Below are 22,654 nucleotides of genomic sequence, written 5' to 3' on the forward strand. Positions count from 1 at the left end.
CAACACTCTTCAAATTGCCTTTATCCTCTGAATTTATTGGACTTCACAATCCTGTAACAACCGGCCTAATATACAGGTGCAGATGCCGAATCGATCAGGAGAGTCCCTTGACGATTGCAGTCTCCCCCAGGCCCTGCCAGCGCTCGTCCTGAACGCTGACTACCGGCCACTGAGTTATTACCCCTTGTCGCTGTGGTCCTGGCAGGACGCGATCAAGGCGGTATTTCTCGACCGTGTGAACATCATCGCAGAATATGAACATTCGGTTTCCTCGCCGAGTTTTTCGATGCGGCTTCCGAGTGTCGTGTGCCTCAAGACCTACGTCCAGCCGTCCCGCAATCCCGCCTTCACCCGGTTCAACGTCTTCCTGCGCGACCGGTTCGAGTGCCAGTATTGCGGCGCCCATGACGATCTGACTTTCGATCACGTCATCCCGCGCGCCCATGGCGGCGAGACGACCTGGGAGAATGTCGTGGCCGCCTGTTCGCCTTGCAATCTGCGCAAGGGCAGCAAGCTTCCCAAGCAGGCGAGCATGTTCCCGGCGCAGAAACCCTATCAGCCGACGGTGCAGGATCTGCACAATAACGGCCGGCTGTTCCCGCCGAACTATCTGCACGACAGCTGGCTCGACTATCTCTACTGGGATACCGAACTGCAGCCCTGATCAGGCCGTCTTGCGAACGCCAACGAAAGCGAAGGCGGCCAGCAGGATTCCGGCAATCACGTTCCAGCCCGCAAAAGACAGGCCGAGCACCCGGAGCGCCGCATCGGTGCAGGACGGGCCCTTGATCGTGTTGAGCTCACCGAGCAGATCGCCGGCATTGGTGGTCATGCTGCTTGCCGTTGTCGAGCAAGTGGCCGGGCCCGGCCAGAAATGCCATTCGACTCCGGCGTGATAGACGCCCATGCCGGCCGTGACCAGCATCAGCATGCCGGCGGCGAGAATGAGCGCGCGGGTGATCCAGTTCGGCAGGCCGACGAGTTCCGAAACCGCGGCGAGGACGGCGATCGGGATGGCGTAATAGTAGGGCTGCCGCTGCAGCAGGCAGAGCGCGCAGGGAATATAGCCGCCGATATATTGGAAACCAAGCGCCGTGCCGACCGCGGCCGCCATGCCGATGGCGAGCAATATGGAATAGACGAAGCCGGGACGGGCGAGCGGCGAGGAAGTGGCAGTCATGGCGGAACTCCGCGAGATTTAGTGAGCGAAAGAGCGGTAGCCGACATATAGCACGATCACCGCAGTTGCACCGATGCCGACGATCTGGCCGAGGCGCTTCTCGATGAAGTCACGGATCGGCTCACCGTAGCGGCGCAGCAACCAGGCGAGGAAGAGGAAACGCGCGCCGCGGGCGATGATCGCCGAAACAATAAAAAGCCCCAGATTGACGTGGATGACGCCGGAGAGGATCGTGACGATCTTGATTGGCGGCAGATGCGCAAGTCCCGAAGTGACGAGCAGCAACAGGATCGTCTCGTAGGTGACATAGGCCTTCATCTGCTCGAAGGCGTCGAGCTTGCCGTAGAATTCGAGAACCGGCCGCGCCACCGTCTCATAGGCGAAATAGCCGAGCGCCCAGCCGGCGATACCCCCGAGCACGGAAGCAATGGTCGCGATCACCGCGTAGCGATAGGAGCGTTCCGGCTTGGAAAGCGCCATCGGCAGGAACAGCACATCGGCGGGGACGAGAAAGACGGAGCTTTCGACGAAGGCGATGACGGCGAGCCAGACTTCGGCCGATTTGCGCGCGGCCAGAGACATGGTCCAGTCGTAAAGTCTGCGGAGCATTCCGAACCCTTCCTGTTGCGGTGCAAAAAAGCTTTAGGGGCCGTGCGCGACGCTGTAAATGCCCGCCCGTGTCCTTCGTGCCACCCGCCGCCTAAAAATTTCGTGATACAGGCCCCGCCGCCCTCCCAAGATTTCATGTGATGGCGAATCGGCCATTCTGCGGCAAGCTGTCTCAAAGCGTGATGCCGAAAAGTGTGGGCGGTTTTGGGACGGCATCAAGCTCGAGCTGAATTGGGCGACGTGCAGGGTGGCATCAGAATGTTCAAAGTGATCGAAGGCGGCCGCGGGCAGGCCGTGCATATGGCCGACCGGCCCGAAGAGGGCGGCAGACCGAGCCGGGACGATGTGCGCCGGGAAGCGGCGCGACGGCTGAGCGAAAGCGGCTATCATCCGTCGCGCATCCGGGAATTTGCGACCGGCGTGCCAATGCTGGCGTCGCTTAAATATTTGTCGCTGCAGATCGATTTCGCAGCCGAGACATTGTCGCGGCTCGACCCGATCCCGGAGGATTTCCGCGCCGACGGCTATTGGCCGGCTGGCTGAGGCAATCGCATATCGCATTCGCAGACATGCGTCGGTATTGCCTCAGGAGAGGTCCATCGACTTTTCCCATTGCTGACGCAGGTCGTTCATCTCCGTGCGTTTCTGCGCCATTTCGCTGACGGCGGCGCGCAGATTGGGATGACGCGACATGAACATGTTGAAGTCGCGCCGTTCGAGCACTTCGAACTGGCAGAAATCGACGGCGATGACATCGGCCGTGCGCCGTCCGCCGGTCAGAAGCGCCATTTCGCCGAAGAAGGCGCCAGGCTCAAGGCGGATCGCGCCGCTTGCGAGCCGGACTTCCACCGCCCCCGAAGAAATGAAATACATGCCGTCGCCGCGGTCGCCGCGGCGGATGACGCGTTCGCCGGGTGGAGCGGATTTTGCCTTGAAGAGCAGCAGCAGTTCCTCCTGCGCGTCTTCGTTAACCTCGGAGAACAAAGGAAAAGTCTCGATCAGCTGCTGCATTTTCAGCTGATGCTCGCGTTCGCGCTCCTCGCCGAGCGCCCTGATCTTTTCCAGTTCCTTGCTGAGCGCCTTCTGCCTCGCCCTGCCGTAGCTTTCCCAAAGGGAGGGCCATCTCGAATGGGCAAATTTCTTCAACCCGTCGGTCGCCAGGATCACGATCGGGTTGAGCGTGATCGACAGGATTGCAGCGGCAAGGATCAGATCCTGGCCCTCGTGCGGCAGCAGCCCGAGCGAGACGCCGAGGCCGGCGAGGATGAAGGAGAATTCGCCGATCTGGGCAAGGCCGCCGGCCAATGTCAGCCCCAGGCCGATCGGATATCGCAGCAGTAAGACGATGAAGAAGGTGATGATGGCCTTGCCGAGGATGACAAGCGCCAGCGCGCCGATCACCGCCAGCGGCTGGCTGACCAGGATCGATGGATCGAAGAGCATGCCGACGGAGACGAAAAACAGCACGGAGAAGGCGTTCTGCAGCGGCAGCGAGTCGGCGGCCGCCCTGTGGCTGAGCTGGGATTCGCTCATGACGACGCCGGCAAAAAAGGCGCCGAGCGCAAAGGAGACGCCGAAGATCGCCGCCGAGCCGAAGGCGATGCCCAGCGCGATCGCCAGGACCGTCAGCGTGAAGAGTTCACGCGAACCGGTGCGGGCGATCATCGTCAGCAGCCAGGGCACGATGCGCGGGCCGAGGAAGATCGCCATGGCGGCGAAGCCGGCCACCTTCGCCAGCGTCAGGCCGATCGTCAGCGCCAGGGAAAGCTCGCCGAGGCCGTGGTTGGTGGTCGCGGCGGCGTTGCCGCCAAGAAGCTCTGCGAGCGCCGGCAGCAGCACCAGCGCCAGCACCATCACCAGATCCTCGACGATCAGCCAGCCGACGGCGACGCGCCCGCTTGGCGCGTTGACGAGATTGCGCTCCTCCAGCGCCTTCAGCAGAACGACAGTGCTGGCCACAGACAGGCTGAGGCCCAAGACGATGCCGGCGCCCAAGCTCCAGCCCCAGAGTTTGCAAAGGCCGATGCCCAACAGGGTGGCGAGGATGATGCGCCCGATCGCGCCCGGCACGGCGATCCCTCGGACGGCGAGCAGGTCCGAGGCGGAAAAATGCAGGCCGACGCCGAACATCAGAAGGATGACGCCCATTTCGGCGAGCTGCCCGGCAAGGGCGGTATCGGCGACGAAACCCGGCGTAAACGGCCCCATCAGAATGCCGGCGAGGAGATAGCCAACGAGCGGCGGCAGCCGCAGCCGGTCGGCGCCATAACCCAGGATCGCCGCGAAAACGAAACTGACGGCGACCGTTGCGATAAGCCCTACTTCCTGATGCACGTCCGACCCTTCCTGTGATGGCGGCGGCCACTCTGTACGAAGTGCAAGCAAAATTAAACAGTTGATTTGGCGGGTAGCGGCCCTTGTTCGCAATCCTTGCGATCAGGCGTAGAACTGGTCTGCTGTCGTCTGCACCAAGCCCGGGCGGGCGGCGATCTTGGAACCAGTTGCGTCTTGTCTCGTTGCCCTTTCATCCAGAAAGGAGAAACGACATGCGGAAGATCATCCTGAATTGTACTATAGCGGCCCTTGCCGCCTGCTCGTTTGCAGCGCCTGTTCTCGCCGACAGCGTCTATGTTAGGGAACGTACCTATGATGACGGTTATCGTCATGAACGGGTGAGACCCGGCATAACCATCAGCGAGCGTGGCGTCACTTTCGGTGCGGTGCGCGAACGTGAACACCGCCGCTATCGCGACAACGGCTGCGAAACCAGAAGTGTCACCCGTCAGACCGACGACGGCGAAGTGACCAAAACGGTCCGGCGTTGCAATTAACTGGAACTACGCGACAATGACGAAGCCCGGTTCGAAGAGCCGGGTTTTCGCCTTTCGTGGCGCTGATATCGCAATCCAGTGGTGAAACTCGTCCGTCGGTGTTATGAGCACGCCTTTGGTAGAAGCGCATTCCCAGCGCAAACACCGCCTGCACAGGATTTCGAGTATGATTGAACTTACGCCGTCCCAGATCGCCGCGCTGAAACTCGCCAGGGATGGAGACCTTTACCCTCAGCCGGCCAATAAATGGACGCATCAGAACGCAACGGTGACCTACGCGAAAAACGACCGCTGGAAAGAGCGGCCGCAGAAAATAAAATCGGTCACTGCCAAGACGCTGGGCGAGTTGAAGGAACCAGGTTTCCTCGAGCGGCGGCACCTCGATGACGATGTCACGAAAGACGTCTACGGCATTACCATGGCCGGCAAGATGTGGCTGCTGAAGAACAAGTAGTTTCGGATGTGAATACGGTTCGTGCTTCCGCGTCAGCTTGTCGATGCGGAGGCGCGGACGAACGTATCGGGATGACGGTTTTAGTGGCCGGAGCACTGTCTAAACCGGTCAGCCATCCTTCCTAACGGAACTGCGGCGCGACAGCCTTCGCTCTATGAGCTTCGGCTTGCTGAGCCGAAGCTCATAGAGCGAAGGCTGGTGCCCCATGCCGGGGTCGAACCAGCACTTCTTTCGAAACTCGATTTTGAGTCGAGCGCGTCTACCAATTCCGCCAATGGGGCAACGGAGTGAACGGGCGGCTGTCTAACATGCGAGCGCCCGCACGCGCAAGACGGGCAAGCGAAGTTATCGGACTGATCCGGTAGAGACATCCGGCCTCGTTTCGAGGCCGGATGCTTGCGATATCAAAGCTCTCTATTTTTATGCATGTCGTTATCCCCGAACCGCTGGCACACTTCCGGGCGACATGCATTAATGGGCGGCGGCGGGCGCCGGGCTGGTCAGGCCGGACTTCTTCAGCGTGATCGCCAGGATCGAGGCCAGCAGGCAGAAAGCGCCGGCGACGAAGAAGGCGGGCAGGTAGCTCGACAGCTCCGTGCGCGACAGGCCGGCGCCATAGGCGGCGGTAGCGGCGCCCAACTGATGGCCGGCAAAGACCCAGCCGAAGACCAGGCCGGCCTTTTCGCGGCCGAAGCGGTCGGCGGCGATCTTGACGGTCGGCGGCACGGTGGCGATCCAGTCGAGGCCGTAGAAGATGGCAAAGATGGAGAGGCCGTAGAAGCTGAAATCGCTGAAGGGCAGATAGAGCAGCGAGAGGCCGCGAAAGCCGTAGTAGAAGAACAGCAGCCAGCGATTGTCGAAGCGGTCGGACAGCCAGCCCGAGCCGATGGTGCCGAAGAAATCGAAGATGCCCATGACGGCGAGCACACTGGCAGCAGCCACCGGCACGATGCCGAAATCGCCGCAGAGAGTGACGAAATGGGTCTGGATCAGGCCATTGGTGCTGAGCCCGCAGATGAAGAAGGTGGCAAACAGGATCCAGAAGGTCGAGGTCTTGGAGATTTCCCTGAGCACGGTGATCGGCGTCATCAGCGCAACGCCGAGAGAGGTTCCCGCCGGCGGCGGTGTCACCTGCGTTTCGCCGACGGACGGCAGGTTCAGGTCGGCCGGCCGGTCTCGCATGAAAGCCAGCACGGCCAGAGCTGCGACCATGATCATGGCGCAGACGAAAAACACCGTCGATCGCCAGCCGTAGCGTTCCGTCAGCTCCGCCATTAGCGGCAGAAAGACGAGCTGGCCGGTAGCCGAGCTCGCCGAAAGCATGCCGACGACGAGACCGCGATGCTTGGTGAACCAGCGGGTTGAGACGGTGGCCGCGAGCACCATAGCCGTCAGACCCGTGCCGAAGCCGACGACGACGCCCCAAAGCGCCAACAGATGCCAGAGCTTGGTCATGAACAGCGAACCGATGAAACCGGCGCCGATCAGGGCCAGGGCGAAAACGATGACCTTGCGCACGCCGAAATAATTCATGAAGGCGGCGGCGAACGGTCCCATGAAGCCGAAAAGGATCAGGCGGATCGCAAGGGCCGAGGAAATCTGCGAGGTCTCCCAGCCGAACTCGTCCTGCAGCGGCTTGATGAGAACGCCGGGTGCGCCCATGGCGCCGGCCGTGACCAACATGGTGAGGAAGGTGGCGGCGACGACGACCCAGCCGTAGTGGATGTTGCGCCGGGCAAGGGTGGAGGCAAGGGCTGTGGAAACCATAGGCGAGATTCCGTTCGGATTCAGCTTCGGGAAGATACGGGAATGCTTTACATGATGGCCATCATATTTCTTGCCTATTGATGATGGACGTCATATATTTTGTCAAGCGACTATTTCTGGAGTTTAAAAATGCGGGTCAGCCGCGAGAAATTTGCCGAAAACCGAGAGAAAATCCTGAGCGTTGCCGGCGTGCTCTTTCGAGAGAACGGTTTCGACGGCGTCGGCGTCGCCGACATCATGAAGGCGGCCGGGCTGACGCATGGCGGTTTCTACGGTCACTTCGCGTCGAAGGACGACCTGGCGCTGGAGGTCAGCCGCAAGCTGATCGACAAGGTCGAAACGCGCTGGAAGGAGCATATCGCCGATTCTCCGGACCGGCCGCTGGAATCGCTTCTCGACCACTATATCCACTGGCGAACGGTCGACGATCCGGGCGGCAGCTGCGTCTTCGCGACTCTGATCCAGGAGGTCAGCCGCAGCCGCGGTGCGGTGCGCGCCGTCTTCAGCGACGGGCTCTCCGTGCTGGTCGACACGCTCGCCGATATCGTTCCCGGAAAGAGCGAAGAGGAACGCCGCGCCAATGCCGCTACCACGCTCTCCTCGATGATGGGCGCCGTCATTCTTGCCCGCGCGGTGGAAGACCGGGCGCTTGCAGAGCAGTTTCTGGTGACGATGCGCCGGCAGCTCGATCCCAGCAGTAGTTTTTAATCTGGAAAGACAATGTTTCGCTCTCCCTCTTCTGCCCATAGAGGGAGTGTGATCTGTCTTACCGATGCCTCAGGCGGCCAGCGGCTATTTGAAGCCGGCGACGGCGTGTGGGATATAGGGTGCTTCCAATGCGGCGATTTCCTCAGTGGTGAGCTTGACCGAGAGCGAGGCAACGGCGTCGGTCAGGTGGTTCGGTTTGGAAGCGCCGATGATCGGGGCGGTCACCGCACTCTTCTGCAGGATCCAGGCGGTTGCGACCTGGGCGCGGGAGACGCCGCGAGCCTTGGCGATCTCTGCCACCGCCTCGACGATCTTGCGATCGGCATCGATGGACTGCGTGTAAAGCGTCTTGCCGAATTCGTCGGTTTCGCTGCGCGCTGTCGCCTCGTCCCAGTCGCGGGTCAGGCGGCCGCGGGCAAGCGGGCTCCAGGGGATGACGGCGATCTTCTGATCCTCGCAGAGCGGCAGCATTTCGCGCTCTTCCTCACGGTAGAGCAGGTTCAGGTGGTCCTGCATGCTGACGAATTCGGTCCAGCCGTTCAGCCTCGAGACGTAGAGCGCCTTGGCAAATTGCCAGGCATACATGGAGGAGGCGCCGATATACCGCGCCTTGCCTGCCTTGACGACGTCGTGCAGCGCCTCCAGCGTTTCCTCGATCGGCGTCGTATAGTCGAAGCGGTGGATCTGGTAGAGGTCGACATAGTCTGTGCCGAGGCGGCGCAGGCTGTTGTCGATCTCGTCGAAGATCGCCTTGCGCGACAGGCCGGCGCCGTTAGGGCCCGGCCGCATGCGGTTGAACACCTTGGTCGCCAGCACGATGTCCTCGCGCTTGGCGAAATCCTTTATGGCGCGGCCGACGATCTCCTCGGAGGAGCCGTTGGAATAGGTGTTGGCGGTGTCGAGGAAGTTGATGCCGAGGTCAATCGCCTGCCGGATCAACGCCCGGCTTTCTTCCTCCCGCAGGCTCCAGGCATGATTGCCGCGGCCGGGATCGCCGAAGGTCATGCAGCCCAGGCAGATTTTCGAGACTTCCAGGCCGGTTTTCCCAAATTTTGCATATTCCATGAAACGACTCCGTGATGAATTTGCTGATCCAAATCCGATGCCCCAAATCCGATGTCGTTGGACCGCCTTGTATGATCTAGTGCGGAAACCGGCAAAGTCGCAGGGCGCCGGGCGAAGAATCCGTCCGGCGATGCGCACAACAATGCGTGATGGGCTTTGAAGCAGGGGGCGGTCATCGCCGTCCGGACCGGTCGCTTGCGCAATTGCAGCACAAGGTGTTAGCTGGTGCAGCATTCACTGGATTTCGCCTATGCTACTGCCGTCCCACAATCGCTACGACGATCTCTATCGCGATTTTTCGTGGCGGATTCCCGAAGATTTCAATATCGGCCGCGCCGTCAGCGACGACTGGGCGGCGAGGGCGCCGGAGCGCGTCTGCCTCGAACATTTCAGCCCGGACGGGCATCACCGCAGTTTGACCTATCGCGCGCTCGCCGACCGTTCCTCGGCCTTTGCAAATGCGCTGGTTTCACTTGGCATAAAACGCGGCGATCGCGTCGCGCTGCTCCTGCCGCAATCCTTCGAGACGGTGATCGCGCATGTGTCGATCTACAAGACTGGCGCGATCGCCTTGCCGCTGGCGCTGCTCTTCGGCGTCGAGGCGCTGGAATACCGGCTGAAGGCGGCAGGGGTGGCGGCCGTCGTCACCAATGGCTTCGGTCTCGAGCGCATCCGGCAGATCCGGGAGCGCCTGCCGATGCTGAAACATATCGTCAGCATCGACGGGGCGACTGCCGATGCGGCCGACTTCGGCGAACTGGTGGATGGCCATTCTCCCGTCTTTGATGTCGTCAAGACCGGTCCGGACGATCCGGCGTTGATGATTTTCACCTCGGGAACGACAGGGCCGCCGAAGGGCGCGCTGCATGGCCACCGCGTCCTACCCGGCCATATTCCCGGCATGCAGTTTGCTCATGAGGGTTTTCCGAAAGCGGGCGACAAGGTCTGGACGCCGTCCGACTGGGCCTGGGCGGGCGGGCTGCTCAACGCGCTGCTGCCGAGCCTTCTGCTCGGCGTTCCCGTCGTCTCGTCGCCGGCGCAGAAATTCGACGCCGACATGGCCTATCGCATCATGGCCGAGATGGGGTGCGCAACGCCTTCATTCCGCCGACGGCGCTGAGGTTGATGAGATCCGTTGCCGATCCGCGCTCGAAATACGATCTGGTGCTGCGCACCATCGGCTCGGCCGGAGAGGCGCTCGGCCGTGAGACCTATGAATGGGCGCAAAGGACGCTCGGCATCACCGTCAACGAATTCTACGGCCAGACGGAGTGCAATTTCGTGCTCTCGTCGAGCGCTGCCCATGGCGTGACCAGGGCCGGCGCCATTGGCCGCGCGGTACCCGGACACCGCGTCGCAATCGTCAGCGAAGCCGGTGACGAATTGCCGACGGGCGAACCGGGCCAGATCGCCATCGCCAGTCCCGATCCCGTGATGTTCCTCGGCTACTGGGACGATGCGGCGGCGACGAAACGAAAATTCGCAAAGAACTGGCTGCTCACCGGCGATGTCGGCCGGCAGGATGCCGATGGCTACGTCGCCTTCGAGGGCCGCGACGACGATGTCATCACCTCGTCGGGATATCGCATCGGCCCGGCCGAAATCGAGGATTGCCTGATCGGCCATCCCGCCGTGCAGCTTGCCGCCGCCGTCGGCAAACCCGATGCGGTGCGCACCGAGATCGTCAAGGCCTATATCGTTCTGTCGCTGGGCCATCAGCCAAGCGAGGCGCTGGCCGCCGATATCAGGGAATGGGTGAAGACGCGGCTTTCAATGCATGAATATCCGCGTGAGGTGGAATTCATCGATGCCTTGCCGCTGACGACCACCGGCAAGGTGATCCGCCGGCTGCTGCGCGAGAGGGCGGCGGCCGAAGGTCAGCCGTGCTAGCCCCGGCCGGCGAGCGACATGATCTTCTCGCGCAGCATTTTCGCCATGTTGCGGGTGCTGCGGTACATGTGGAGCTGGGCTGAGACCTGACGCATGTCGCGGTCGCTGTTCTGCGTCAGGCCGATCACCAGCGTTCCCATTTCCTCGCGCTCCTGCCAGAAGCGGCTCATGATCGGATGGTCCGAGACGGCGCAGGAATCGGAGCGGACGATATTGGCGTCGTCGAGATGCCATTCGGTGAGTTCGCTCATCAGCAGCTTGCCCGGCGAAAAGCGCGCATAGTTCTCGTCATAGGCGGTCTTCCAGGTATAGGCCTCGCCACCCATCATCAGCACGACGATGGCGGCGATCGCCTTGCCGTTGAGATCGATCGTGTGAATACGCACGGCATCGACGGCGGCAAGGTTCGACACCGCCTCGCGGGCGAAGGCCGTGTGATAACGATCGGTGACGAGAGCGCTTCGGCGCTTGCCCTTCCAGCCACCGGCTTCCATTGCCAGGAATTCCTCGAAGCGGATATGGATTTCGCGCGGTTGCCGGGCGACGGCATAGACCGCTGTTCCCAACTCCTCCAGCAGGCGCCACTGGCGGCGCATCTCGCGCATATGCGAGGAGGAGATGGTTTTGCCGAGATAGGCCGGCGCCTCTTCCTCGCTCTGCAGCATCGGGCGCAAATAGGGATTGGTGACGGTGACGGGAAGATTGCGGCTGAGCGCCACGGCCTTGATCATCCGCACGAAGATACCGTTCAGCCTGAGATCGGGCAGGACCACGATTCCGGGCAGATTGAGGTCGCGCGCGGTCAGTCCCTCGAAGAGATTGTCGAGAGTCTCGGCAGCATCCTCGCTGTCGACCAGCGGCGTGCCGAGCGGGCCGAAGCTGTTCGACCAGCCGCGGATGATCGATGGGCCGACGGCAAACCCCGGCTTGTCGACCGAAAACGGCATTAGAAAACGCATGCGGCTGCGGCCGGCATTGTGGTCGCGGATCAGGGCGAAGTTCACCTGCCGGTCTTCGAGCCGCGGCATGGCGGGCGCGAGGAAGCGGCCGGAGAAGAAGACGTTCGGCTCCATCGCCCGGTTGGAGAGGAAGTCGAGTTCTTCCTGCAGTTCATAGCCGAGCTTGCCGGGATAGAGGCAGAGTTCGCGCCCCGGCCGGCCGATCTCGGCGCGGGCCTCAGCCCGCGGCGCTTCGAAATGCAGCGCGGCGAGATCATGCACCATGCGGTTGGCAATGCTATCGGTGCTTTCGGTAACGGGAGGAATACGCACCATCTATCGAACTCTCATTTCTGGCGTTGCGGCGGAGGGGCTGGCAAAGGCGAAAAGGACGATGCCGAGCGTGCGGCGCACGGCAAGATGCAGCAGGATTGCCTCGACCGCCATGGCAGAAGCCGTGGCGATCGCGGTGCCCTCTATGCCGTAATGCGGGATCAAAGCGAGGTTGAGACCGACATTGGCGGTCAGAGCGCCGGCGTAGAGCGCGACGCAGAGGTTCTGCTTGCCAGCCATCATCAACAGCGTTTCGGCCGGGCCGACCAAAGACTTGGCGAGGATGCCGGCAAGCAGGATCGCCATGACCAGATAACCTGATGTGAAGACGCCGCCGAAGAGCGACAGCAGAAGATGGCCGGCGGCAAGTACCACAAGGCCGACGCCGAGTGCCGGCCAGAAAGTCCAGCGGGCGGCGTCGATGGCGGCGGTCGCCAGCTGGGCGTGGTCGCCTTCGGCGATGATCGAGGAAAAGCGCGGGCCGGAGGCTGCCTTGACCGAGAAATTGATGAAATGCACCAGCGCCATCGTCTTGGCGGCGGCGAAATAGATGGCGACATCGTGCGGCTCGAGGAAGATGCCGACGACGACGACATCGGAATTGGTGAGCAGGAAGCTCACGCCCTCGATCAGGAAAATCGGAAAAGCGACGCTGAACCAGGCGAGGAAATCGATTTTGCGCGGGCCTTCGTCATAATGCCGGCGAAGGCGATAGAGCGTTGCAGCATACTGGCCGAGCGCGGTGACGAAGGTCGCGACGAGCGCCGCCTGCATCGCGGTGACGGCCGTATGCTCGGCGCCGATGGCAATGGCGATGAGCATGAAGGCGATGATCAGGATCGGACGGACGATATAGACCGGGCTAAGCGCCATGACCGGCCAATGGTTCGCTCGCGACGTGCCTTCCAGAATGTCGCCGAGCGCGATCATCGGCATGGCAAGCAGGCCGAGGAATATCGGGACGAGATAATAGACTTGGATCATATGGCCGAATAAATGCAGCCCGAGCATGCCGGCGGCGAGCACCGCGGTGCCTGAAAGCAGCGCGAAGATGCGCGCCGTGCCGGTGAGGCCGCGGATTTCCTCGAAAGCGCCGGCCGCCCTGTATTGCGGCAGAAAGCGGATGATCGCCGTGTGGAACCCAAGACACGAGAGATCGCCGAAGACGACGACCAGCACCCAGACGAAAACGAAAATGCCATATTCATATTCGCCCATCAGCCGGGCAAGCACGATCTGGGAGATGAAGGCGAGGGCTGCGCTGAGGATTCGGATCGAAAAGGCCGTCAGCGCCATGCGCTGAGCGGCCGCCTTCTCACCACGTTCGGTGAGCACGGCCGCAAGCATGCGCAGCGCACGGCCGCCGATCGGGCGCAGACCCGCGGGCAGCATCTTTTCCGCTGTTTCTATGACCGCCATGATGAACACGCAAAACTCTGAAGGTCAGGCAAATCGTCCCGAAGTCTTGACAGAACAGGGTTAAGAAACGGTTCCGGATCGGGCTTGTCACCGATGCTGAAATCGCGGTTTTCCTGCGCGGCCGCGGAAAAGAAAATGCCGCCCGAAGGCGGCATTTTCACGATCTTTGGGGCTTGCCTCAGACCTGCTCGAAGGCGCCGTGGCAATGCTTGTATTTCTTGCCGGAACCGCAGGGGCAGGTCTCGTTGCGGCCGACCTTGCCCCAGGTAGCCGGGTCGTCCGGATTGCGGTTCTCCGGCGAAACGATGACTTCCGATGCCTGGTAGATCGCCGGGGCGAAATCGTCCTCGCCTGTGGTCGGATCGAGGTGATGGGCCTGCATCAGCGGCGGTTCGGGTTCGGCAGGGGCCTGCTGCACCAGCTCGACGCGCATCAGCTGGGCGGTCACGGCCTCGCGCAGATTGTTAAGGAGGCTCGTGAACAGCTCGAAGGCTTCCGACTTGTATTCCTGCAGCGGATCGCGCTGGGCATAGCCGCGGAAGCCGATGACGGAGCGCAGATGGTCGAGATTGACGATGTGCTCGCGCCAGAGATGATCGAGCGTCTGCATAACGATCGAGCGTTCGACATAATGCATAATGTCGTCGCCGAAACGCTCGGCCTTTTCGGTGAAGGCGGCGTTGGTGGCTTGCGTCAGGCGCTCGCGGATGTCGTCTTCGCCAATGCCTTCTTCCTTCACCCAGTCTTCGATCGGCAGGTCGAGATTGAGAATGTTCAGAGCACCGGTCTTCAGGCCGGCGGCATCCCATTGCTCGGCGTAGGCGCGCTCGGGGATATGCTTGTCGACCAGATCCTCGATCACCTCACGGCGCATGTCGGAAACGGTTTCGGAAATATTGGTCGATTCCATCAGTTCGAGGCGCTGCTCGAAGATCACCTTGCGCTGATCGTTGAGAACGTCGTCATACTTCAAGAGGTTCTTGCGGATATCGAAGTTGCGGGCTTCGACCTTCTTCTGCGCGCGCTCCAGAGCCTTGTTGATCCAAGGGTGGACGATCGCCTCGCCCTCCTTGAGGCCGAGCTTGGTCAGCATGCTGTCCATACGGTCGGAGCCGAAAATGCGCATCAGGTCGTCCTGAAGCGAGAGGTAGAATTTCGAGCGGCCGGGGTCGCCCTGACGGCCGGAGCGGCCGCGCAGCTGGTTGTCGATGCGGCGGCTTTCATGGCGTTCGGTGGCGATGACGTAGAGACCGCCGGCTTCCAGCGCCTTCTGCTTGAGTTCCTTGATCTCCTCGACGATTGCCTGGATCCGGGCTTCACGCTCCGGACCGGCTTCGACTTCGCCGAGTTCGCGCTCGATGCGCATCTCGAGGTTGCCGCCGAGCTGGATGTCGGTACCGCGGCCGGCCATATTAGTGGCGATCGTGATGGCGCCGGGCACACCGGCCTGGGCGACGATATAGGCTTCCTGCTCGTGGTAGCGGGCGTTCAGCACCTGGAAGTCGTCGAAGCCCTGTTTGCGCAGGCGCTCTGCGAGCAGTTCCGATTTCTCGATCGACGTGGTGCCGACCAGCACCGGCTGGCCGCGCTTATGGGCGTCGAGAATCTCCTCGATGATCGCCTTGAACTTCTCGTCGAAGGTCCGGTAAACCTCGTCGTCCTCGTCGATACGCTTGATCGGCAGGTTGGTCGGGACCTCGATGACGTCGAGGTTGTAGATATTCCCGAATTCTTCCGCTTCCGTCTGTGCCGTGCCGGTCATGCCGGCGAGCTTGGCGTACATGCGGAAATAGTTCTGGAAGGTGATCGAGGCCAGCGTCTGGTTTTCCGGCTGGATCTGCACCTTTTCCTTGGCTTCGAGCGCCTGGTGCTGGCCTTCGGAATAACGGCGGCCGGGCATCATGCGGCCGGTGAATTCGTCGATGATGACGACTTCGTCGTTGCGGACGATATAGTCCTTGTCGCGCTGGAAGAGCTTGTGGGCCTTCAGCGCGTTGTTGACGTGGTGGACGATCGCGACGTTCTCGATGTCGTAGAGCGCGTTGCCCTTCAAGAGGCCGGCCTGGCGGAGCAGGTCCTCCAGCTTCTCGGTGCCCTCTTCGGAGAAGTTGGCCGAGCGCTGCTTCTCGTCGATCTCGTAGTCGCTGGGGACGAGCAGCGGAATGAAGGCGTCGATCGTATTATAGAGTTCGGAGCGGTCGTCGAGCGGACCGGAGATGATCAGCGGCGTGCGCGCTTCGTCGACGAGGATCGAGTCCACTTCGTCGACAATCGCGAAGTTGTGGCCGCGCTGGACCATCTGGTTCTTCTCGTACTTCATGTTATCGCGCAGATAATCGAAGCCGAGTTCGTTGTTGGTGGCGTAGGTGATGTCGCAGGCATAGGCCGCGTGGCGTTCCTCGTCGGACAGGCCGTGGACGATGACGCCGGTGGTCATGCCGAGGAAACTGTAGACGCGGCCCATCGTCGCGGCATCGCGCTGGGCGAGGTAATCGTTGACGGTGACGACGTGCACGCCTTTGCCGGACAGCGCGTTCAGATAGACCGGCAGGGTGGCGACGAGGGTCTTGCCTTCGCCGGTCTTCATCTCGGCGATCGCATTCGAATGCAGGATCATGCCGCCGACCAGCTGTACGTCAAAAGGCCGCAGGCCGAGAACGCGGCGGGAGGCTTCGCGCACGACCGCGAAGGCCGGGATCAGGATGTCGTCGAGCGTCTTGCCCTCGGCGAGCAGAGCGCGAAACTCGACGGTCTTTGCCGCCAGCTGCTCGTCCGTCAGGGCCTTGGTCTTCTCTTCGATAGAGTTGATGGCAGCGACGTTCGGCTGGAAAGACCGCACGCGGCGGTCATTGGAGGACCCAAATAACTTGCGGGCTATACCGCCAAAGCTGACCATATGACTGGTCCTTTCTCAATATTCATCCCCGGCGTTTGTTGTTCGCGGCCCAGCCGAAAATCAGGCGCGCGCCTTAAAACGCCCGGAAACTGTTCTGGACGCGAGGTTGCGTGACAGATAAGAGGGGGGTCGAATGATGTCAACGGATTTGGCGGATACAGAAAGGCCACAATCCGGTGTTGATGGCTATTTTGGGCCGATTCAGGCGATGCTGAAACCGGCGATGTAACTGTGAAGGGTATTTCATGTTGAGCACCAACAAACTTGCCGTTCTGGCTTTCGCAACTGTTGTTGCGTTCCAGGCCCCGGCCTATGCCGATGACGCCGTCATCGCCAAGGTTGGCAATCTGGAGATTCACCAGTCGGAACTCGACCTTGCCGTCGCTAATCTCGATCCGCAGCTGGCGCAGCTGCCCGACGACCAGAAGAAAGTCGCAGCCCTTTCCGCCGCCATCGACGTGAAGCTGCTCGCCGCCGACGCTGCGGCCGAGAAGCTCGATCAGACCGACGAATTCAAGAAGCGCATGCAGTATCTCACGGACCGCGAGCTGCACAACGCCTACTTCAAGAAGCATGTCGTCGACATCGTGACGCCTGAAGAAGTCAAGGCTCGCTACGACAAGGAAGTCGCCGCCCTGCCGAAGCAGGAGGAAGTCCACGCCCGACATATCCTCGTCAAGACCGAGGACGAAGCCAAGGACATCATCAAGCAGCTCGACGCCGGCAAGGATTTCGCCGAACTCGCCAAGGAAAAGTCCACCGATCCGAACAAGTCGGAAGGCGGCGACCTCGGCTATTTCTCGCGCGGCCGCATGGTCAAGGAATTCGAGGACGCAGCCTTCGCGCTTGAGAAGGGCACCTATTCCAAGACTCCGGTTAAAACCGATTTCGGTTATCATGTCATCAAGGTCGAGGATAAGCGCGACGCCCCGCCGCCGCCCTTCGAGCAGGTGCAGGACCAGGTTCGTCAGCTCGTCATGCGCGACAAGTATCTTGAGCTTCTGAATAAGGCGAAGGCCTCGGCCAAGATCGAAATCAGCGACGAGACGCTGCGCAAGGGTTACGACCAGGCCAACAAACAGCCGGAACCGGGCAGTGAGCCCGTCGCGCCGGCGCCGAAGCAGTAATAGTCGCATCAGGGCCCGGTTTTTCCGGGCCCTTTAATATCGTTGTTGTTGTCGCATTTCCGGACGGCGAATCGTTTCGATTCCGCCTGGAAATGCCCATTGGCAGGTTTCATCATGTCCGGTTCCGTCTCTCCGCTCGCCCCGAAATCCTTCGTCTCGATGCCGCCGCTGCGCGGCGTGCGCATGGCAACGGCTTCCGCCGGCATCAAGTACAAGAACCGCACCGATGTGCTGCTGATGGTCTTCGACAAGCCGGCGGCCGTTGCGGGCGTCTTCACCCGCTCGAAATGCCCGTCGGCGCCGGTGGATTTCTGCCGCGCCAACCTGCCGCATGGCAGTGCGCGTGCAGTCGTTGTCAACTCAGGCAATGCCAATGCCTTCACCGGCCTGAAGGGCCGCCAGGCGACTGCACTGACGGCGAAGTCGGCAGCATCAGCTGTCGGCTGCGGCGAAAATGAGGTCTACATGGCCTCGACCGGCGTCATCGGCGAGCCGCTCGACGCCACAAAATTCGCCGGCGTGCTCGACCGGATGCAGACCGAAGCCACCGGCGACTTCTGGTTCGAGGCCGCCAAGGCGATCATGACGACCGACACCTATCCCAAGGTTTCGACCCGCAGCGCCGAGATCGGCGGCGTTGCAGTGACGATCAACGGCATTGCCAAGGGTGCCGGCATGATCGCGCCCGATATGGCGACGATGCTGTCCTTCGTCGTCACCGATGCCGATATTGCGCCCGCCGCGCTGCAGGTGCTGCTGTCCGATGGCGTCGGGCCGACCTTCAATTCCATGACCGTCGACAGTGATACCTCCACATCCGATACGCTGATGCTGTTTGCGACGGGGGCTGCGGCCGAGGACGGCCAAGCCCGTATCGAACGCGCCGACGATCCGCGCCTTGCCGCTTTTCGCGCCGCGCTCAACGAAGTGCTGAAGGATCTGTCGCTGCAGGTGGTGCGCGACGGCGAGGGCGCCACCAAGATGCTCGAAATCACCGTGACGGGCGCCGAGAGCGATGCCGCCGCCAAGCGCATCGGGCTGTCGATCGCCAACTCGCCACTGGTCAAGACGGCGGCCGCCGGCGAAGACGCCAATTGGGGCCGCATCGTGATGGCTGTCGGCAAATCCGGCGAGATGGCCGACCGCGACCGGCTCGCCATCTGGTTCGGCGATGTCAGGGTCGCCGTCAATGGCGAGCGTGACCCGGATTATTCCGAGGCTGCGGCCACTAATGTCATGAAAGCGCAGGATATCCCCGTCAAAGTCGATATCGGTCTCGGCACCGGCACGGCAACCGTCTGGACCTGCGACCTCACCAAGGAATATGTTGCGATCAATGGCGACTATCGGAGCTGATCGTTCGTTGGTGCAGACATCCATCTCTTCTCAGAATCTGCCGTTGGTGCGCAGGCTGGAGGCCGTCGGCTTTCGTGCCTGGCCGGCGGCATCCGTCCAATATGACGGCAGCTGGCAGGTGCGGCTGACGGCCGGCCACCCGTCCAACCGGCTGAATTCGATCGTGCCGCTCGATCCCTCGGACTATCGCGACGTCGAAATCCGCCTGGAAAAGGCAAGCCGGAAATTCGAAGCCTATGGCCGCACCGCCGTGGTCCGCCAGACGCCGCTTGCCTCGCCGGTGCTGATCGATCTTCTCCGCGCGCAGAACTGGAAGCAATTCGACGAGACGGTGGTGATGACCTGCGACCTGGCCGAGGCCGAGCTGCCAGATACGCTCGATCACCTGCCGACCCATGATGTCGGACGTTTCGTTGACGCCAATCTTGCCGTCGACCGGGCGCCACTGAGTTTGAAGCCGGCGCTTGCCGAAATCATTTCGGCGATCAAGCCGCCATCGGGCCTGTTCATGATCGAGAATGCGGCGGACGGGCCGCTGGCGACCGTGCTCTGCGTCCAGGACAACGATCTTGCCGGCATCATGTCGCTTTCGGTCTCCGAAACGCGGCGGCGCGAGGGGCTCGGCACCGAGATCCTAACCTCGGCGCTGCGCTGGGCGCGCATGCGCAGCGCGCGATCGGCCTGGCTGCAGGTGAAACTGTCCAACCGTCCGGCCATCACACTCTATGAACGGCTCGGTTTTCGCGACGCCTATCACTATTGCTATTGGCAGCAGGAGCCGCGATGAGCGAGGCAGGCCGGAAAATATTGCTGGTCGCCGCCTGTGCGCTGATCGATGCCGATGGGCGTATCCTCTTGGCACAGCGTCCCGAGGGAAAGTCGCTTGCTGGATTGTGGGAGTTTCCCGGCGGCAAGGTCGAGTCCGGCGAGACGCCGGAGGAAACTCTGGTGCGCGAGCTTGAGGAAGAGCTCGGCATCAAGACCAAGATTGCCTGCCTGGCACCGCTGACCTTTGCGAGCCATTCCTACGAAACCTTCCATCTCTTGATGCCGCTTTATATCTGCCGGCGTTATGAAGGCATTCCGCAGGGTCAAGAGGGCCAGGCATTGAAATGGGTGCGCCCGCAGGCGCTGCGCGATTACCCGATGCCGCCGGCTGACGAGCCGTTGATCCCGATGCTGCAAGATCTACTTTAAACCGCGTCTCGTTGAACTTGATTCGCGCGACGCGGTTCAAATTTAATTGCATGGCATGTCGTTATCCTGGAGCCGCGGCCCACTTCCGGACGACATCCATTAGCGTTACCTGATTATTATCACGCCACGGCGTTTTCGGCTGTGGATATTAATGGATCGTTTAACACCTTCTGCCAAAGATCGGCCTCAATCAAGCATCTGGCGTGCGTGTATTAAAAGGCTTGACGTCATGGACGATGATTTCTGGAAAGCTGTCCGGGAAAAGGAACGGGTTTCGTCTGCCTCGCGCAGGACGGGTGCGCTCAATATCGCCCTTTTGTTCGGCACGGCGGTGGTCGCCCTGACGCTTATCCTGACACCGATGCTTGCGGATTCCTCGAAGAAGAGCGTCTTTGCCAGCGCACCGGCGGAATTCGATACGATGACGACGGGATCGATCCCGAAGAGCGAAAGCGGCAAGCGTTATACGATCCGCCGCAGCGTCCTCCAGGATACGCCCGGCTCTGTCTGTGTGGTCCAGGGCTACGGCGTCGGCGCCGGTTGCTGAAAATGCCGGCCATCACGTGATGGTCGTGGAATGCTCGTTTGCTTTCAGTTTGCGCTAAGGGTTGGGGTAATGCGTATTTTTAAAGCATTTCTTGCGGACGACGCAGGTGCGACGGCGGTCGAATACGGCTTGATCGCCGCTATCATTTGCACCGCGCTCGTCTCCGGCCTTGGCTTCTTCACCGGCGCCTTGCAGAACGTCTTCAACGTGATCAACAACAATATGACCGTCAACTGAAGCAGCAGTTGGCTCAACTGTTGCAGCGTGATGTTGTCCGAAACCGCTCACAGTTTTCGGCGTCGCGCTCTATTGCCTGAGCTTGTGCTCGTCCACGTTGAGCGCATCGGCAAGGCGTGCCTTGGCCGAACCCGGCTGAAGTGGCTTCTGCTGGCTCTCGTGGGGAGCCCACCCGGAGACATAGATGATCGAAAAGGTCGCGCGAATACGTCCGTCGGGATCTGAATAGCGCTCGGCGTAGATCTCTGCCGCGCGCAGAAAGAAGGCACGCGTCAGCGGTATGCGGCTGCGGGCGGCAAGCGGATTGCTCATGCCCATGGCTCGGAGATCCCGCATCAGCGGAAAGAGCGAATCATAGCGTACCGTGTAGTTTTCCGCGTCGATCACCGGCAGCGTGAAGCCGGCGCGCTGCATCAGGCTGCCGATATCGCGCACATCGGCGAAGGGAATAACGCGCGGGCTTGCGCCGCCTGTCATCTCGACCTCGGCGGCGAGCAGCACGTCGCGCAGTTCCTGCAGCGTGCCGGCACCGGGGATCGCAGCCAGGAACAGGCCGTCCGGCTTAAGGGCGCGGCGGATCTGGATGAAAACACCAGGCGTGTCGTTGGTCAGGTGCAGGCTAAGTGGCGCAAGGACGAGATTGGTCGATTGCGGCTCGAGCGGCACATCTTCGAGCGGCGCCTCGGTCAAGGTTTCGCCTTGGGTCGCATAGGCCTTCTCGCTTTCGACACGGATCATACTGCCGATCTTGCCGGTCGCCAACGCGGCACGGGCGGCGGCTCCGGTCGTGCCATGCAGTTCGACGCCGGTTTCGAAGGTCCGCTCGACCACAGCAAGCCTCTCGGCCATTTCCTCGGCGGCGATATCGAGCAGGAAGGCGGCTTTCGGGTCGTTATTGGCAAGCGCGCGATGGCGATGCGCGGCGATCAGGGTTTTATCGAAGATCGTTTCCATAACGATGTCCTTAATCCCGCTCTGTAGCAGCGGCAAGGCGATTTTCCTTTCGCGGAGAACAGGCTACTCTCTGCCGCATGGGGCCGATCGATGGCGAAACACGGGTGGAGTTCTTGCGGGCGCAGCTCTTGCGGCCGTTTTCGGCGCTTGCCGATTTTCTCTATCCGCCAGCCTGTTCCGTCTGCGGCATTTCCACCGGCGGCCATCGCGGGCTCTGCGCGAAATGCTGGTCCGGCATCCGCTTCATCGAACGACCCTATTGCGAGGTGCTCGGCATTCCCTTCTCGCACGATCTCGGCGCCGGCATCCTCAGCGCCGAGGCGATCGCTAACCCGCCGCCCTTCGACCGGTTGCGGTCGGCGGCAACGCACGACCGTGCGGTGCGTGATCTCGTTCATCGGCTCAAATATCGCGATCGCACCGATCTGGCGCCGATGATGGCCGCCTGGATGCTGCGCGCCTCCGACGGGACGGTTGAAAGCTGCGACACGCTGATCCCGGTGCCGCTGCACCGTACCCGGATGCTGGCGCGCAAATTCAACCAGGCAGCCGAACTTGCCCGTCACATGGCAAGGCTGTCAGGCAAGCCGCTGCTGGCCGCCACGCTTATTCGCGTCAAGCGCACCAGCCAGCAGGTCGGCCTCAGCGCGAAGGCGCGCGAGGATAATGTCAGGAGCGCTTTCGCGATTGCCAAGGGTTGCGAAAACGACATTTTCGGCAAGCGCATCGTCCTCGTCGACGACGTCTACACGACTGGAGCGACGGTCGCCGCGGCAAGCCGGACGCTGCGCAAGGCAGGTGCGGCCGACATAACGGTTTTGACCTTTGCAAGGGCTCTCTCCGAGCCTATATGACAGAAATACCCGGCATCCGTCTGGAGAGATTATGGTACCCGTCACCATCTATACGCGGCAGTTCTGCGGCTATTGCACCCGCGCCAAGTCCCTTCTCGAAGAAAAGGGCGTAGATTACGTCGAGCACGATGCGACATATTCACCGGACCTTCGCCAGGAAATGATCGGCAAGTCGAACGGCCGCACCACCTTTCCGCAGATCTTCATCGGCGCCGATCATATCGGCGGCTGCGACGATCTGTTTGCGCTCGATCGGGCCGGCAAGCTCGATCCAATGCTGGCGGCCTGAGGA

The 22,654-nt window shown here is 61.5% G+C and carries 22 protein-coding genes, 1 tRNA gene and 1 pseudogene; 14 read left to right on the plus strand and 10 right to left on the minus strand.

What is annotated here, in order from left to right; translation table 11 throughout:
* The first annotated feature begins 82 nt into the window (after positions 1 to 82).
* Positions 83 to 664 carry an HNH endonuclease gene (locus MF410_RS21320; protein ID WP_239620030.1) on the plus strand — a complete coding sequence of 194 codons (582 nt, stop codon included), beginning with the start codon at positions 83 to 85 and terminating at the stop codon, positions 662 to 664.
* On the opposite strand, the gene MF410_RS21325 is transcribed toward MF410_RS21320, so the two are convergent.
* Entirely contained in the window at positions 665 to 1,180 is a 516-nt protein-coding gene (locus MF410_RS21325) for a disulfide bond formation protein B (RefSeq protein WP_097629813.1), read from the minus strand.
* A gap of 18 nt (positions 1,181 to 1,198) precedes the next feature.
* Positions 1,199 to 1,789, minus strand: coding sequence for a YqaA family protein (locus tag MF410_RS21330; RefSeq protein WP_097629812.1), 591 nt, complete (start codon positions 1,787 to 1,789; stop codon positions 1,199 to 1,201).
* A 258-nt stretch (positions 1,790 to 2,047) separates the two neighbouring features.
* On the opposite strand from MF410_RS21330, the gene MF410_RS21335 reads away from it, so the two are divergent.
* Positions 2,048 to 2,332 carry a hypothetical protein gene (locus tag MF410_RS21335; protein ID WP_097629811.1) on the plus strand — a complete coding sequence of 95 codons (285 nt, stop codon included), beginning with the start codon at positions 2,048 to 2,050 and terminating at the stop codon, positions 2,330 to 2,332.
* 42 nt (positions 2,333 to 2,374) lie between these two features.
* Here MF410_RS21335 and MF410_RS21340 read toward each other — a convergent pair whose 3' ends face one another.
* Positions 2,375 to 4,123: a cation:proton antiporter gene (locus MF410_RS21340; RefSeq protein WP_097629810.1), complete on the minus strand. Its 1,749-nt coding sequence runs from the start codon at positions 4,121 to 4,123 to the stop codon at positions 2,375 to 2,377.
* 212 nt (positions 4,124 to 4,335) lie between these two features.
* On the opposite strand from MF410_RS21340, the gene MF410_RS21345 reads away from it, so the two are divergent.
* The gene (locus tag MF410_RS21345) at positions 4,336 to 4,620 is read left to right on the plus strand and encodes a hypothetical protein (RefSeq protein WP_097629809.1); all 285 of its coding nucleotides are present in this window, start codon (positions 4,336 to 4,338) and stop codon (positions 4,618 to 4,620) included.
* Positions 4,621 to 4,786: 166 nt separating this feature from the next.
* Positions 4,787 to 5,074, plus strand: a complete 288-nt coding sequence (locus MF410_RS21350) for a hypothetical protein (protein ID WP_049732769.1) — start codon at positions 4,787 to 4,789, stop codon at positions 5,072 to 5,074.
* A 196-nt stretch (positions 5,075 to 5,270) separates the two neighbouring features.
* Here the strand turns inward: MF410_RS21350 and MF410_RS21355 are convergent.
* Positions 5,271 to 5,355: transfer RNA gene (locus MF410_RS21355), tRNA-Leu, on the minus strand.
* 190 nt (positions 5,356 to 5,545) lie between these two features.
* Positions 5,546 to 6,841 (minus strand): MFS transporter, encoded by a 1,296-nt coding sequence (locus MF410_RS21360; RefSeq protein WP_097629808.1) that lies wholly within the window; start codon positions 6,839 to 6,841, stop codon positions 5,546 to 5,548.
* Positions 6,842 to 6,970: 129 nt separating this feature from the next.
* Here MF410_RS21360 and MF410_RS21365 point away from each other — a divergent pair, with 129 nt between their 5' ends.
* On the plus strand, positions 6,971 to 7,549 hold the full coding sequence (locus tag MF410_RS21365; protein WP_097629807.1) for a TetR/AcrR family transcriptional regulator: 579 nt from the start codon (positions 6,971 to 6,973) through the stop codon (positions 7,547 to 7,549).
* Between the two features lie 84 nt (positions 7,550 to 7,633).
* On the opposite strand, the gene MF410_RS21370 is transcribed toward MF410_RS21365, so the two are convergent.
* Positions 7,634 to 8,614, minus strand: coding sequence for an aldo/keto reductase (locus MF410_RS21370; protein ID WP_097629806.1), 981 nt, complete (start codon positions 8,612 to 8,614; stop codon positions 7,634 to 7,636).
* Positions 8,615 to 8,864: 250 nt separating this feature from the next.
* Here MF410_RS21370 and MF410_RS21375 point away from each other — a divergent pair.
* Positions 8,865 to 10,504, plus strand: a pseudogene (locus tag MF410_RS21375) (AMP-binding protein).
* On the opposite strand, the gene MF410_RS21380 reads toward MF410_RS21375, so the two are convergent.
* The 3 genes from MF410_RS21380 to secA all read right to left on the minus strand — a co-directional run bounded on the left by MF410_RS21380 (position 10,501) and on the right by secA (position 16,090).
* Entirely contained in the window at positions 10,501 to 11,778 is a 1,278-nt protein-coding gene (locus MF410_RS21380) for a GNAT family N-acetyltransferase (protein ID WP_097629804.1), read from the minus strand. The pseudogene MF410_RS21375 and the gene MF410_RS21380 sit on opposite strands and share 4 nt — an antisense overlap.
* Positions 11,779 to 13,194 carry an oligosaccharide flippase family protein gene (locus MF410_RS21385; RefSeq protein WP_097629822.1) on the minus strand — a complete coding sequence of 472 codons (1,416 nt, stop codon included), beginning with the start codon at positions 13,192 to 13,194 and terminating at the stop codon, positions 11,779 to 11,781.
* Between the two features lie 178 nt (positions 13,195 to 13,372).
* Positions 13,373 to 16,090 carry a preprotein translocase subunit SecA gene (gene secA, locus MF410_RS21390; RefSeq protein ID WP_097629803.1) on the minus strand — a complete coding sequence of 906 codons (2,718 nt, stop codon included), beginning with the start codon at positions 16,088 to 16,090 and terminating at the stop codon, positions 13,373 to 13,375.
* 245 nt (positions 16,091 to 16,335) lie between these two features.
* Here secA and MF410_RS21395 point away from each other — a divergent pair, with 245 nt between their 5' ends.
* From MF410_RS21395 to MF410_RS21420, 6 genes are all read left to right on the plus strand, one after another.
* Positions 16,336 to 17,217 carry a peptidylprolyl isomerase gene (locus tag MF410_RS21395; RefSeq protein WP_097629802.1) on the plus strand — a complete coding sequence of 294 codons (882 nt, stop codon included), beginning with the start codon at positions 16,336 to 16,338 and terminating at the stop codon, positions 17,215 to 17,217.
* 114 nt (positions 17,218 to 17,331) lie between these two features.
* The gene (argJ, locus tag MF410_RS21400) at positions 17,332 to 18,573 is read left to right on the plus strand and encodes a bifunctional glutamate N-acetyltransferase/amino-acid acetyltransferase ArgJ (RefSeq protein WP_097629821.1); all 1,242 of its coding nucleotides are present in this window, start codon (positions 17,332 to 17,334) and stop codon (positions 18,571 to 18,573) included.
* The gene (locus MF410_RS21405; RefSeq protein WP_097629801.1) at positions 18,554 to 19,360 is read left to right on the plus strand and encodes a GNAT family N-acetyltransferase; all 807 of its coding nucleotides are present in this window, start codon (positions 18,554 to 18,556) and stop codon (positions 19,358 to 19,360) included. The genes argJ and MF410_RS21405 overlap by 20 nt, the downstream gene beginning before the upstream one ends.
* The gene (mutT, locus tag MF410_RS21410) at positions 19,357 to 19,770 is read left to right on the plus strand and encodes an 8-oxo-dGTP diphosphatase MutT (protein ID WP_097629800.1); all 414 of its coding nucleotides are present in this window, start codon (positions 19,357 to 19,359) and stop codon (positions 19,768 to 19,770) included. Before MF410_RS21405 ends, mutT begins: the two co-directional genes overlap by 4 nt.
* 229 nt (positions 19,771 to 19,999) lie before the next feature.
* Positions 20,000 to 20,317: a hypothetical protein gene (locus tag MF410_RS21415; protein ID WP_003582564.1), complete on the plus strand. Its 318-nt coding sequence runs from the start codon at positions 20,000 to 20,002 to the stop codon at positions 20,315 to 20,317.
* Positions 20,318 to 20,386: 69 nt separating this feature from the next.
* On the plus strand, positions 20,387 to 20,554 hold the full coding sequence (locus MF410_RS21420; protein WP_003590018.1) for a Flp family type IVb pilin: 168 nt from the start codon (positions 20,387 to 20,389) through the stop codon (positions 20,552 to 20,554).
* Positions 20,555 to 20,623: 69 nt separating this feature from the next.
* Here the strand turns inward: MF410_RS21420 and MF410_RS21425 are convergent, their stop codons facing one another.
* Positions 20,624 to 21,508 carry a methyltransferase domain-containing protein gene (locus tag MF410_RS21425; protein ID WP_097629820.1) on the minus strand — a complete coding sequence of 295 codons (885 nt, stop codon included), beginning with the start codon at positions 21,506 to 21,508 and terminating at the stop codon, positions 20,624 to 20,626.
* A 77-nt stretch (positions 21,509 to 21,585) separates the two neighbouring features.
* Between MF410_RS21425 and MF410_RS21430 the strand changes: the two genes are divergently transcribed.
* Positions 21,586 to 22,362 (plus strand): ComF family protein, encoded by a 777-nt coding sequence (locus MF410_RS21430; RefSeq protein WP_239620033.1) that lies wholly within the window; start codon positions 21,586 to 21,588, stop codon positions 22,360 to 22,362.
* Positions 22,363 to 22,393: 31 nt separating this feature from the next.
* Positions 22,394 to 22,651, plus strand: coding sequence for a glutaredoxin 3 (grxC, locus tag MF410_RS21435; protein ID WP_097629798.1), 258 nt, complete (start codon positions 22,394 to 22,396; stop codon positions 22,649 to 22,651).
* Positions 22,652 to 22,654: the final 3 nt, after the last annotated feature.

The sequence above is a fragment of the Rhizobium sp. C104 genome (genome assembly GCF_022354505.1).
Lineage (GTDB): Bacteria > Pseudomonadota > Alphaproteobacteria > Rhizobiales > Rhizobiaceae > Rhizobium > Rhizobium redzepovicii.

Excerpts from the sequence above, each read along its gene's own strand:
- grxC (WP_097629798.1), top strand. The coding sequence starts at position 22,394 with ATGGTACCCGTCACCATCTATACGCGGCAGTTCTGCGGCTATTGCACC.
- MF410_RS21415 (WP_003582564.1), top strand. The coding sequence starts at position 20,000 with ATGGACGATGATTTCTGGAAAGCTGTCCGGGAAAAGGAACGGGTTTCG.
- MF410_RS21405 (WP_097629801.1), top strand. The coding sequence starts at position 18,554 with ATGGCGACTATCGGAGCTGATCGTTCGTTGGTGCAGACATCCATCTCT.
- MF410_RS21370 (WP_097629806.1), bottom strand. The coding sequence starts at position 8,614 with ATGGAATATGCAAAATTTGGGAAAACCGGCCTGGAAGTCTCGAAAATC.
- secA (WP_097629803.1), bottom strand. The coding sequence starts at position 16,090 with ATGGTCAGCTTTGGCGGTATAGCCCGCAAGTTATTTGGGTCCTCCAAT.
- MF410_RS21430 (WP_239620033.1), top strand. The coding sequence starts at position 21,586 with ATGGGGCCGATCGATGGCGAAACACGGGTGGAGTTCTTGCGGGCGCAG.
- MF410_RS21345 (WP_097629809.1), top strand. The coding sequence starts at position 4,336 with ATGCGGAAGATCATCCTGAATTGTACTATAGCGGCCCTTGCCGCCTGC.
- mutT (WP_097629800.1), top strand. The coding sequence starts at position 19,357 with ATGAGCGAGGCAGGCCGGAAAATATTGCTGGTCGCCGCCTGTGCGCTG.
- MF410_RS21395 (WP_097629802.1), top strand. The coding sequence starts at position 16,336 with ATGTTGAGCACCAACAAACTTGCCGTTCTGGCTTTCGCAACTGTTGTT.
- MF410_RS21365 (WP_097629807.1), top strand. The coding sequence starts at position 6,971 with ATGCGGGTCAGCCGCGAGAAATTTGCCGAAAACCGAGAGAAAATCCTG.
- MF410_RS21330 (WP_097629812.1), bottom strand. The coding sequence starts at position 1,789 with ATGCTCCGCAGACTTTACGACTGGACCATGTCTCTGGCCGCGCGCAAA.
- MF410_RS21380 (WP_097629804.1), bottom strand. The coding sequence starts at position 11,778 with ATGGTGCGTATTCCTCCCGTTACCGAAAGCACCGATAGCATTGCCAAC.
- MF410_RS21325 (WP_097629813.1), bottom strand. The coding sequence starts at position 1,180 with ATGACTGCCACTTCCTCGCCGCTCGCCCGTCCCGGCTTCGTCTATTCC.
- MF410_RS21425 (WP_097629820.1), bottom strand. The coding sequence starts at position 21,508 with ATGGAAACGATCTTCGATAAAACCCTGATCGCCGCGCATCGCCATCGC.
- argJ (WP_097629821.1), top strand. The coding sequence starts at position 17,332 with ATGTCCGGTTCCGTCTCTCCGCTCGCCCCGAAATCCTTCGTCTCGATG.
- MF410_RS21350 (WP_049732769.1), top strand. The coding sequence starts at position 4,787 with ATGATTGAACTTACGCCGTCCCAGATCGCCGCGCTGAAACTCGCCAGG.
- MF410_RS21385 (WP_097629822.1), bottom strand. The coding sequence starts at position 13,194 with ATGGCGGTCATAGAAACAGCGGAAAAGATGCTGCCCGCGGGTCTGCGC.
- MF410_RS21320 (WP_239620030.1), top strand. The coding sequence starts at position 83 with ATGCCGAATCGATCAGGAGAGTCCCTTGACGATTGCAGTCTCCCCCAG.
- MF410_RS21420 (WP_003590018.1), top strand. The coding sequence starts at position 20,387 with ATGCGTATTTTTAAAGCATTTCTTGCGGACGACGCAGGTGCGACGGCG.
- MF410_RS21335 (WP_097629811.1), top strand. The coding sequence starts at position 2,048 with ATGTTCAAAGTGATCGAAGGCGGCCGCGGGCAGGCCGTGCATATGGCC.
- MF410_RS21360 (WP_097629808.1), bottom strand. The coding sequence starts at position 6,841 with ATGGTTTCCACAGCCCTTGCCTCCACCCTTGCCCGGCGCAACATCCAC.